This window comes from Leptothermofonsia sp. ETS-13 (genome assembly GCF_049200465.1).
GTDB lineage: Bacteria > Cyanobacteriota > Cyanobacteriia > Leptolyngbyales > Leptolyngbyaceae > Leptothermofonsia.
This window is the reverse complement of record NZ_CP120836.1, coordinates 3,293,397-3,304,369: the sequence shown is the minus strand read 5'-3', so window position 1 is coordinate 3,304,369 and position 10,973 is coordinate 3,293,397. Positions and strand designations below refer to the sequence as shown.

10 protein-coding genes are annotated in these 10,973 nt (G+C 48.6%); 4 read left to right on the top strand and 6 right to left on the bottom strand.

Annotated features, from left to right (window positions below; genetic code table 11):
- Nucleotides 1–39: 39 nt before the first annotated feature.
- The gene (gene der / locus P4D80_RS14945) at nt 40–1,401 is read right to left on the bottom strand and encodes a ribosome biogenesis GTPase Der (protein ID WP_421654801.1); all 1,362 of its coding nucleotides are present in this window, start codon (nt 1,399–1,401) and stop codon (nt 40–42) included.
- A 325-nt stretch (nt 1,402–1,726) separates the two neighbouring features.
- Nucleotides 1,727–2,230 carry a DNA recombination-mediator protein A gene (locus P4D80_RS14940; RefSeq protein WP_421654799.1) on the bottom strand — a complete coding sequence of 168 codons (504 nt, stop codon included), beginning with the start codon at nt 2,228–2,230 and terminating at the stop codon, nt 1,727–1,729.
- Between the two features lie 473 nt (nt 2,231–2,703).
- On the opposite strand from P4D80_RS14940, the gene P4D80_RS14935 reads away from it, so the two are divergent.
- The 4 genes from P4D80_RS14935 (at nt 2,704) to P4D80_RS14920 (ending at nt 5,360) form a co-directional block, all read left to right on the top strand.
- The gene (locus P4D80_RS14935) at nt 2,704–4,140 is read left to right on the top strand and encodes a carotenoid oxygenase family protein (RefSeq protein ID WP_421654798.1); all 1,437 of its coding nucleotides are present in this window, start codon (nt 2,704–2,706) and stop codon (nt 4,138–4,140) included.
- 48 nt (nt 4,141–4,188) lie between these two features.
- A complete protein-coding gene (locus P4D80_RS14930) occupies nt 4,189–4,611 on the top strand; it encodes a 2TM domain-containing protein (RefSeq protein WP_421654797.1) in 423 nt (140 codons plus the stop codon).
- 220 nt (nt 4,612–4,831) lie between these two features.
- On the top strand, nt 4,832–5,098 hold the full coding sequence (locus P4D80_RS14925) for a Mo-dependent nitrogenase C-terminal domain-containing protein (RefSeq protein WP_421654796.1): 267 nt from the start codon (nt 4,832–4,834) through the stop codon (nt 5,096–5,098).
- 28 nt (nt 5,099–5,126) lie between these two features.
- The gene (locus tag P4D80_RS14920; protein WP_421654795.1) at nt 5,127–5,360 is read left to right on the top strand and encodes a hypothetical protein; all 234 of its coding nucleotides are present in this window, start codon (nt 5,127–5,129) and stop codon (nt 5,358–5,360) included.
- Between the two features lie 39 nt (nt 5,361–5,399).
- On the opposite strand, the gene P4D80_RS14915 is transcribed toward P4D80_RS14920, so the two are convergent.
- From P4D80_RS14915 to P4D80_RS14900, 4 genes are all read right to left on the bottom strand, one after another.
- Nucleotides 5,400–6,062: a response regulator gene (locus P4D80_RS14915; RefSeq protein WP_421654794.1), complete on the bottom strand. Its 663-nt coding sequence runs from the start codon at nt 6,060–6,062 to the stop codon at nt 5,400–5,402.
- Nucleotides 6,059–7,297, bottom strand: a complete 1,239-nt coding sequence (locus P4D80_RS14910; RefSeq protein ID WP_421654793.1) for a sensor histidine kinase — start codon at nt 7,295–7,297, stop codon at nt 6,059–6,061. The genes P4D80_RS14915 and P4D80_RS14910 overlap by 4 nt, the downstream gene beginning before the upstream one ends.
- A 258-nt stretch (nt 7,298–7,555) precedes the next feature.
- A complete protein-coding gene (locus P4D80_RS14905; RefSeq protein ID WP_421654792.1) occupies nt 7,556–8,719 on the bottom strand; it encodes a biotin/lipoyl-binding protein in 1,164 nt (387 codons plus the stop codon).
- 811 nt (nt 8,720–9,530) lie between these two features.
- Nucleotides 9,531–10,961, bottom strand: coding sequence for a peptidase domain-containing ABC transporter (locus tag P4D80_RS14900; RefSeq protein WP_421654791.1), 1,431 nt, complete (start codon nt 10,959–10,961; stop codon nt 9,531–9,533).
- Nucleotides 10,962–10,973: the final 12 nt, after the last annotated feature.

Sequence of the window (10,973 nt, the reverse complement as noted above, 5' to 3'; positions counted from 1 at the left end):
AAAAATCATTACGATTTGGGCAAATATCCAGAAAACAAATCACACTTTTGTTGCCCGGTTGACACTGCCACGCTCCAGATCCCGGACTTTCTTACCGCGCCATAGCAGACGGATGGGGGTGCCGGTGAAGCCAAGGGACTGGCGGAACTGTCGTTCAATGTAGCGCCGATAGTTGTCATTGAACAGGTCGGGATCGTTAACAAACAGGGCGATCGCCGGGGGGCGAGTGCTGACCTGGGTGCCGTAGTAAATCTTACCCTGCCGTCCCTGCCGGGTGGTGGGCGGGGTGTGCCAGCGAACCGCTTCTTCCAGCACTTCGTTAATCACAGAGGTGGAAACTCGCCGCTGGTGCTGTTCAGCCGCAATATTGACCAGATCCAAAATCTTTTCAACCCGCTGCCCGGTCCTGGCACTGATAAAGATGATTTCTGCCCAATCCAGGAAGTGGAGGCGATCGCGCACTACTTTCTCGTAGTCATAAATTGTGTAGGAGTCTTTCTCCACCGCATCCCATTTGTTCACCACCAGGACGCAGCCACGCCCCTCATCGGCAATCCTGCCAGCCAGCTTTTGATCCTGGTCGGTCACGCCATCCAGGGCATCAATCACCAGCAATACCACATCTGCCCGACCGATCGCCTTGAACGCCCGGTTGATGCCAAAAAATTCAGGTCCGTATTCAACGTTTTTCTTCTTGCGAATGCCTGCGGTATCAATCAGGCGATAGGTGCGCCCCTCCCGCTCGACCAGCATATCGATCGCGTCCCGTGTGGTACCAGAAATGGGGCTGACAATGGAGCGATTTTCCCCGACAAACGCATTTAGCAAACTGGATTTGCCCACATTGGGACGACCGGCGATCGCCACCCGAATTTCTTCCTCCTCCGTCACTTCTTCCACAGGTGGCAGGTAGGTAATCAGTTGGTCCAGCAAGTCTCCCGTGCCATTACCGTGAATCCCCGAAATGGGATAGGGTTCTCCCAGCCCCAGTTGCCAGAACTCGGCAGCCTGGATCACCCCCTGATCGACTGACTCACACTTATTCACTGCCAGCAGAACGGGGACGGGCTGCTGCCTCAACCAACTGGCAATTTCTTCATCCGCTGAGGTCAGCCCTGCCTGCCCATCCACAACAAAAATTGCAACACTTGACTCCGCCAGGGCCGCCATTGCCTGTTCCCGAATCAGAGGCAAAAACTCGGTATCATCATCAAACACCAGCCCGCCTGTATCCACCACCTGAAATTCGCGATCGCCCCAAAATGCCCGTTTGTAGACGCGATCGCGGGTCACGCCCGGTTCATCATAGACGATCGCATCCTGCACCCCTGCCAATCGGTTGACAACGGTAGACTTACCCACGTTGGGGCGACCAATGATAGCGACGATGGGAAGCGGCATGGTGAGGAGAAGGAGGATAAATGGCTGTATTGAAGCGCAAATTTTGCCTCAACCTATCAATAGTTTTTTATTGTAGCGAACTGACTACGCACAAAGTCGCTGCATGCATCAGAAGTCATCAGTCAGAGCAGAATACGTTTTAGAGTAGTGGGTACATTAGACAACGTCAGGCACCCAAACCTTAGAATTAGAGGTGAGTGCGTGAGGGCAACCCGATGCACACCTGCGAGATCGGGGTTGGCTGTGATTATCGTCAGCGATACCTCTGCCCTCTCTAATCTTGCCATTATTAATCATCTCTGGTTGCTAGAAGCCATACCAGAGGCTAATCGAAATAAAACAATGTCACAATCTTTCGCTGCTCTTCAGCTTCACGACAGGTGTTGAGCAGAGTCTGGCTGTCGTGAAAGGCAAAACAAATCAACTGCTGGCAGCGGGAGACAATTTCGGCATTACACAACGCACTGGCCTCTGCCAGAGAAAGGGTGTCATTACTGGGATTTTCGACCAGGTGCATCACCTGTTCTAGCTGATCACGGGATTCTCGCGGTTGCCGCTCCAGACTTTGGGGGAGAATCACCGTTAACAGCGTCGGATCTGCCCTGAGTGCACCCCGGATCGCAGCAAAATTTGTTCCTGTCGCACCAGAAGTGATGAGCCGATTTCCTTCCAGAACAAGGGCATAGCTCATCATCTCAATCAGGTTTTGGTGGGTAATCGGAACATGGCGGGAACCCAGCAACGCAATGCGCTTGGAGCTAGTTTGCTGAATCGTCGCAAATTCCTGGAGAAGCTCGTCTACCCTGGGTATATCTATCGATTGACTCAACGGACAGCATCTGACTGAACAACCCAAATATCTTATCAGACAGAATACATTCTTTAGACGTTTATTGCGCGGCAAAGGGCGGGGGATAGGGGAATGGGGATGAGTATTGAGTTTTAAATGAAAGCAACAGGTCACGGACAACAAGCGACAGGCATTCCTTCTGACTTCTGACTCCTGGCGCCTGGTTCCCGATACAAGATAATCACTATGTTGAATATACAATCAGTTTAATATAATATGAGTTGTAGAGATTCTCTTCTTTCAGGAGCAACTCATAATGGCTTTGATTTCCGTCACCCGATTACGGTTGCGATCGCCCCTATTTCTGCCACCGTTTCTGGTCTATGCGGTATTAAAACAACACCTGGCCACCCGCGGTCGTACAGCCTGATTACCCCATCCTTCCCCGGCCCATGCCGCAGGAGCCCCCCTTCCTGATCATGCATTGTGACAAATGAATAACGGAGGCTTCCATGACAAGTACAATTCAACCCGCTCGAACTCAAGATTGGGCGAAGTGCGTCCTTCATACTGCTCAGGGGTTTGAACCCACGCCATTGCCAGTTCTTGCCGGGGCAATTCCAGCCGGGCTACTCGGTTCTCTCTACCGTAACGGGCCTGCCCGACTAGAACGTAGCGGTCAACGGGTTGCCCACTGGTTTGATGGAGATGGTGCCGTTCTGGGTATCCATTTTTCCCAGAATGGCGCAACTGGAGTCTATCGTTACGTGAAAACAGAAGCGTATCTGGTGGAAGAGAAAGCCGATCGCTTTCTGTTTTGGGGCTATGGGATGAAGCCCACCGGTTCCTGGATCGAACGGTTTACCCGTGATGTCAAGAATGCCGCCAATACTTCTGTGCTGGCTCTACCCGATAGGGTTCTGGCATTGTGGGAAGGGGGACCACCCCACGCACTTACCCTTGACACACTAAACACCCTGGGAATTGATGAACTGCAAGGGTTACACAGGTTACCCTATTCAGCTCATCCAAAACGAGATCCACTCACAGGGGAAATTTTCAACTTTGGGATCAGTCCCGGCAAGAATGCGACCCTGCATGTTTACCGGAGCGACTCCACAGGCAAGATTCAAAAGAAAGGAGCGATCGCCCTGCAAGGGGTTCCCCCTATCCATGACTTCGTTCTGGCTGGCAAGTACCTGATCTTTTGCATTCCCCCCGTGCGGCTAAGCCCATTGCCTGTTCTGATTCGGCTCAAGAGCTACAGCGATGGGTTAGAGTGGCATCCCGAACTGGGAACCCAAATTTTGATCATCGACCGGGATACGCTGGAAGTAGTCAACTCCATCGAAGCCGATTCCTGGTATCAGTGGCACTTTGCCAATGGGTATGAACAGCCCGCTGGTTCAGTGTTCATTAGCCTGGTACGTTATGCTGACTTTCAAACGAATCAGAACTTGAAAGAAGTCGCCAGCGGGCAGATCAAAACTCCAGGAAAAGGGACATTATGGGAACTACGGCTAGATCCAGCTTCTGGCAAAATGCTAGAAATGACTGAAGTGATGAACCGTGGCTGTGAATTTCCCACTGTAAACAGTCAGGAGGTGGGGCAGGCGTGGCGGTATTCCTACCTGTCAGTGCGGCATCGGGATAAGGCTGATGATGACGATGATTTGTTTGGTGCGATCGCCCGCTTCGATCACCAGACGGGAACCTTCACCGAAACCAACATCGGCAACCACTTCTACCCCAGCGAACCAATTTATGCTGCCGATACCGATAAGCCCGATCAGGGATGGCTGTTAACTGTTGTTTACGACGCGATCCAGGACAGGAGTGAAGTCTGGATTTACAATTCAAACCGTCTGGAGGATGCACCCGTCTGTCGTTTAGGCTTACCAGAAGTCATTCCCTTAGGTTTCCACGGTACCTGGAAGCCCGGGAGGTGAGGGGTAACACCCGATTCGTCAACCAAAGCACAGTGGAGAAGAATTGCTATGACTTACGGAACCGATGATGTGCAGCAAATTCTACAACGCGCCCTGACCCGTCAACAACAAGGCGAATTTTCACGAGAACAACTGGTTGAAATGGCGACGGAGCTTGGTATCTCACCTGAAACCTTACAGGCAGCTGAGCAAGACTGGTTGGCGAATCGAGACCAGGAAAAAGAGCGGCAGGCGTTTAATACTTACCTGCGGAAAAGCTTTAAAGCACACCTGATTCCTTACCTGGCAGTCAATACATTTTTAATTTTGATCAATCTGACCACCAGCCCAGGTTATTTGTGGGCAGTCTATCCCATCTTAGGCTGGGGATTGGGACTGTTTTTCCACGGTTGGGGAGCCTACCATACTGAGGGGCCAGCCTACGAAAAGATGTTTCAAAAGTGGTGCAAGCTACGTGCAAAGTATGGTTAACTTCCGTCCCCGAACTTTGCCGAGGATTAAGCAGAAGTTATATCATATAAATGATAATTATATTTTTAGCGTATTTGAATTTGTCAAATTTATAATTAAGCTATAGACATCGGTTGTTAGCCAGACCCATTCAGACGCACTTAAACGCATTATGTGGCATTTTGGATTAACCCTGATCAAGTACATTCATGGATTCACCAGGTTTTCAACGAACTCGCAAATGTCTCTCCGCGACAGTTTGTACCCTATTCGCCAATGGTTGAATCAACTGGAGGTTCGCAACGCTGCACTGGCCCATTTAATCTGCCGCCTAATTCCTGTGCAGTGCCCTTTTAAGCGAGATATTTGTCTATTTGGTCGCACACTTGTGCGTATTCCGCCGCTGTGCAAATTGAATCCATTGTATGAGGAAGTCATGAGTTTGAGGTTTCGAGCACTCTGCTATTTAGCCGATGAGTGTGGCGAAGATGTCCGTTACTATTGCTAAAGATATACCTCTGTTGAGGGCCAAAATCATGAATAGAGCTCCTGGTCAACTACGAACAGCTATCAGTGATGGCTGGGTAATTCACATCTATGGCGGCGATCGCCGTCTTCTTTGTTCCCTTTATCCGTCTCATGGTTGGGCATTTCTAACTGGAATCGGTTTGGGTTTCATCTTGGCACTGCTAAGCTTAGATAGCCAAATCATCGCTCAATCTTCTCCATCTGTTTCCACTCCCGTGAGTGCTCCACTCAATCTAGAGTAGTATCGAAGGATAATGGTTCCTGTGAGGAGGTGTAGAGAATCAGAGGAACCAACCATTTTGCAGAGCAACGATCGCCGCCTGGGTGCGATCGCGCACATTCAATCGGCTCAAGATATTCGTAACATGATTTCTGACCGTCTTTTCTGAAATGAACAAAGTATCAGCAATTTCTCGATTACTGGCACCCTGAGCAATCAGGCGTAAAATCTCAAGTTCTCTAGAGGTAAGTTCTGGGAATCCTCTGGGTTGGGAAATGACTGCTGGAGGATCGGCAATCACTTTACTGCCAAGTCCGGGACCAATTTGCATGTATCCTCGATAAACAAAGCGAATCGCCTGCACCAATTCGTCAAATGGAGTGTCTTTGAGTAAGTAACCAGAGGCTCCATTTCGGATTGCCTGAGCCACATACTCATCATCATCAAACGTGGTTAACACCAATACTTTGATTTGTGGAAAAGTTTGACAAATTTCTCGCGTGGCCGCCACTCCATCCATAATGGGCATACGGATATCCATCAACACCACATCCGGCTGTAACGATTCAGTTGTGCTGGTAGCGTAAGCCTGTTGGATAAAACGGATGGCTTCCTGCCCATTTTCGGCTTCGCCCACCACCTGTAACTCATCATCAGCCTTCAGCAAGGCTTTCATGCCGCGCCGGATCAGACTTTGATCATCCACCAGCAGTAACCGAATCATAGAGACGTGTCACCTGTTGTTGGGGAGTGAAGTTTGTAAGGGAATTGAACCATGATCTGACAACCATTTCCAGGGGAAGTCAAAATCTGCAAATTGCCACCCAGTGTAGCAGTCCGCTCTCGCATTCCCTGTAAGCCAAAACCCGTTGTAGTTTGATTGAGATCAAAGCCCTTACCATTGTCTCGGACGATTACCCGTACCTCATCCGGGGTTGTGGCGAGGGTAATGGCAACTTCTGTTGCGGCTGCATATTTACAAATGTTGGTAACTGCCTCCTGCACAATTCGATAGATAGCTGTTTTGATCTCTACTGGAATGGAGCAATTGATATCTATTTGAACCCTGGGGACAATTCCGGTAGACCGTTGAAAGTCATTCAGGACAGTGGAAATGGCTTCATCTAGCGATCGCCCTTCCAGGGGGTGAGATCGCAACACAGAAACCGATTGCCGCACTTCCTGTAAAGTCTTTGAGCCAATCTGCTTGGCTTCCATCAATAACTCCTTTGCCTCTGCTGGATTCGACTGCAACAATCGCAATGCCGCCTCCAGATGGAGATTAAAAACAGTCAACGAATGTCCCAAAGAATCATGAATTTCACGGGCAATGCGGTTCCGTTCTTGCAGCGTCGCCACATCTTCAATTCGGAGGGCGTACTGACGTAACTGCTCATGCGCGGTTGCCAGTTGCTCTCGACTGCGCCGCTCTGATAGCACGGCATTCACCAGCATTTGTAAAACAACCACCACCAAACCAAACAAAACTGCAAAGCTGAATCCTAAAGCGCCAATTCGTTCATCCATCAGGAATGGTGAGAAAGCAGCAGAGGATTTTAATCGGTGGATAATCGTCAATACACAGAATAGGAAAGCAATCCCAGCCACCATTGAACGTGTCTGCCGTTCAAAAATCAAGCAATTGCGAAGTACCAGCACAATGTAGAGAAAGGGAAATAGACGAATTCCACCGACGAGGGATGTGCTCACCAGAATAAAAAACTCAACAATTGTGTAAGCAATTTTTGCCGATTGGCGGGTTGGCAACCGCAACCCCATGAAGGTAAAGATACCGAGCCCCACGAGGTTCAGCAGGGGTCGTCGCGGCAAGGGGTAGAACCGGAAGCCAAAAATTTCACTAAACGCCACGATCGCCAATAAAACCCACTCTAAATAGAGCAGGAACTTAAGCGAATGACGGGTTTGCTGGGAAGCATTCATGAAGGTGGAGAAAGGCATTATTCTGATCAAAGCCTTTTCGGTGGGGCAAGCGCAAGGGGAAAAATTCCCATCTAGAGTTGGGACAATTGTCCTGACTCAATGCCCTGGTTGACTGACAAATCTTGTCTCCTCATTCCCTAACCCCTTCGCCCCTTGTGGGCTACCGTGTATACACAAATCGCTTGACTTCTTCCCAAACCCCTCTCCGACACGGAGAGGGGTGCCAAAGGCGGGGTGAGGTTTTCGGAGTTATTTAACTCTCATTCCTTAGTGTGATTAAGCACTTAGTATATAATTCAGTTCAGTTGTCAACCATTCGTTAAACAGCCGGGTTAGAATTTCCTGATACCGTTCCACTGTTAATTCGGCGGGAATTAACAATTGCTGAATTCTCTGCTGTGACTGTAACTGAGCATTGTGAGCTTCTGCATATTTACGAGTTAGCTCTGCCTGCTGCCGTTTGAATTCTGCAAATACCTGCTCCAGATCTGCCCGCAGACGTCTGGATTCTACGAGAGTTTGTTGAATGTCACCAATTTGCTGGGTAATGGTACGCTGACGCTCAGACAACTGTTGTTGTGCTTGAAAGAGTTGATCCCTGGCCAGCGCTCCCTCAGTAAACAGATACTCAAATCGAGAAATTCTTTCCCGTTGAATGGCTGCATCGGTTCGCAGTTGACAGAGCAGCGTTTGACCTGTGGCTGCTTGTTCTACCGTCTGATGAATAGCCGCCCTCTGGCTATCGATTTTTGCTTGAACTTGAGCGATCGCAGCTTGTTGAGCGCGTATTTCTGCCTGGGCGATCGCCAGGCGAGTTTGAGCTTCCAGCCGAATTTTATCAATCAATAACTCAATTTGAAGCAATTCCTTTTCGGAACTTTCACGCTGCTGGGTTGACCATTCAACCCGATTCAGGGCAATTTCATCGTCTAACTTTGCAATCACCTGACCGGCTTTCACTGACTGGCTTTCATTCACATAAACCTGTGCAACCTTGCCAGATAAAGCAGGTTGAACTTTGTAGGTTTCTCCTTGCGGAACGAGTCTTCCTTGAGCTCGACCCACTTCATCCATCTGCCCAACAGCAGCCCAGGCTGCAAAAGCAGCACAAAACATCACTCCTCCAACAACCAGATGGTTTGGAAGTGATGCAGGGGGACGATCCAACACAGCTTGCAGTGAAGTGGACCAGTTGTTTACGGGGGGAGTTGCTGATTTAGAGAATTCTGGTACAAATCCATACGCTGAGTCAGCAGAGGGCTGAGAGGTAGCAGCCATGGAAGCGCTGGTTCCTCCATAGAGAAGGGCAATCTCAGGCAAAACATCAGGATCTGCCTCCCATCGTAAATCGTGGGAATGGAAAACGAAAAGCTCAGCTTCTGGTGGGGCAATCGACTGGTTACAGTCTTCAGAGAACAACGACTCAATACGAATAGACATGATAGTGCTCTAACGCTACGGTTGGATTCGCGGATCGGTAGAGCTGACCCTAATTGATTTGAACAAGCTAAATAGGTGGAACAAATCAGACATAAAATGACTGAAGTATGGGTTACACTGCCGCTAACCCATACTGGCCAGGAGTTTGATGTATTAAAACTACATCTGACACCCCAAGGTTAATTTGCCTACCTACTTAACAACAAAACAGTAAAGCGAAATTTTGTTAGAAAACACTTAAAGGCTGTTTCCTTAAACTCTCTTTTGGAGTTAGTTTTGAACATCTGATCGTTCAGATAAGTTGTTTAGATTTGCTAAGCAGGTAGCCACAATTAATTGTCAAGGGGGGAATGGGGGCTGCGCCCCCAGGCAAGGGGTTTCACCTCATCTACCCCCAAAATTATCCTTAATTTAATTGTGCCCAGCCACTTATTTTTTTGAGTTTCAGTTTTGTCCTGTTTTGAAGAATTATCAAAAGGTTTCCCATTGTTATTCATCTCCATCATATAGAATATTTCAGTTATTGATAGGGAATAGACTGCCAAATTGGCAGCCATCTTCTGGTGCAATGTGATACTAGTGTTGTAAACACTAAATTTTGCAACATGGGGTTTGGGGGGCTTGGCCCCCAGGCGGGGGTGAAACCTCTGTACCCCCAACAAAACTTTCGTTTTGCTGTACTAGATGTCAAGCTGTTGTTGAGCCAATTGTGCATAGAGTCCCTGCTTTTCCATAAGTTGTTTGTGAGTACCCTGCTCTACAACAATTCCGTGATCCAAAACTAGAATCCGATCTGCATTACGGACGGTAGTCAGGCGATGGGCAATGATGAAGGTGGTGCGATTGTGGCAAATGTGCTGTAGATTCTTTTGAAACCGCCGTTCCGATTCAGTATCCAGCGAGCTGGTTGCTTCATCCAAAAAAGGATACGTGGATCGCATAGCAGGGCGCGGGCGATCGCGATCCGCTGCCGTTGCCCGCCGGATAACGTTGACCCTCGCTCTCCCACCCTGGTGTAGTACCCCAACGGTAAGCTCTGAATAAAGGTATGGGCTTCCGCCAGTTTTGCAACTTCAATTACAGCGTTTAGCTTGTATTCGGGACGATAGAGCGTGATATTGTCTAAAATCGTGCCTGAAAAAAGAAAGCATTCTTGCGGAACCACACCCAATTGTTGGCGCAGGGATGGCGGAGAAACATGCCGTAAGTCATAACCATCAATTGCAATACGACCTGTGGTGGGATGATACAACCCTTGCAACAGATTGATGAGTGTCGTTTTTCCAGAACCACTACGACCTACGATCGCAATGGTCTCACCAGCACGGGTTGCGAAGGAAATATTTTGCAGAATATTGCGATCGTCATCAGGGTTATAGCGAAACGTGACATTATCAAAACACACCTCACCTTTGAGTGGTGGAAGAGTCAACAGAGGCTTGTCAAGGCTTTCTTCTGGTTGAGTATTAAAAATATCTTCAAGTCGCTCAACAGACACCATCACTTCTTGCAGCTCATCCCAAAGCCCGACCAGCGACAGGACTGGACCAATAACACTACCAATCATCATGTTGAAAGCAACTAACTGACCAATGCTGAGTTGATCTTTAATCACAAGCGTTGCACCATACCACAACAATGCGGTGCTACCCAGGGTATTAATCAACCCGCTAATACCTTGCAAACCATTGGCTAATTTTTGACCTCGAAACTGAGCATTGAATTGGCTTGTTAAATGGTCTTCCCATTGCCAGCGCATATCCCGCTCTGAAGCGGTGGCTTTCACTGTCGCCACTCCAGTCAAGACTTCTACCAGTGCGGAATTTTGTTTAGCTGATTCATGGAATACTTGCCGTGATACGCGGCGTAGAAAGGGACTGGCGATTACCGTCAAAGCAATAATTGGCGGTAGCAGTCCGAGAATTAGTAGAGTCAGGTGCTGATTGTAGTACAGCATCAACCCCACATAGACAAAAGCCATGGTTGCATCTAAGCCAGCGGTAATGGCTTGTCGGGTTAGAAACAGTTGGACTTTATGATTCTCCTGAACCCGAGTCACAATATCACCAACATGACGGGCTGCAAAAAATTGCAGAGGCAGGCTCAAAGTGTGGCTGATGAAGCCACTAATCAACGTTAAATCGACCTGATTAGAGAAGTAGTCCAATAAGTACTGCCTAACCCACGTTAAACCCACTCGCCAAAAGCCTGACAGCAGCAACCCAATGATAAAAACATTCAAGGTAAGCAAGCT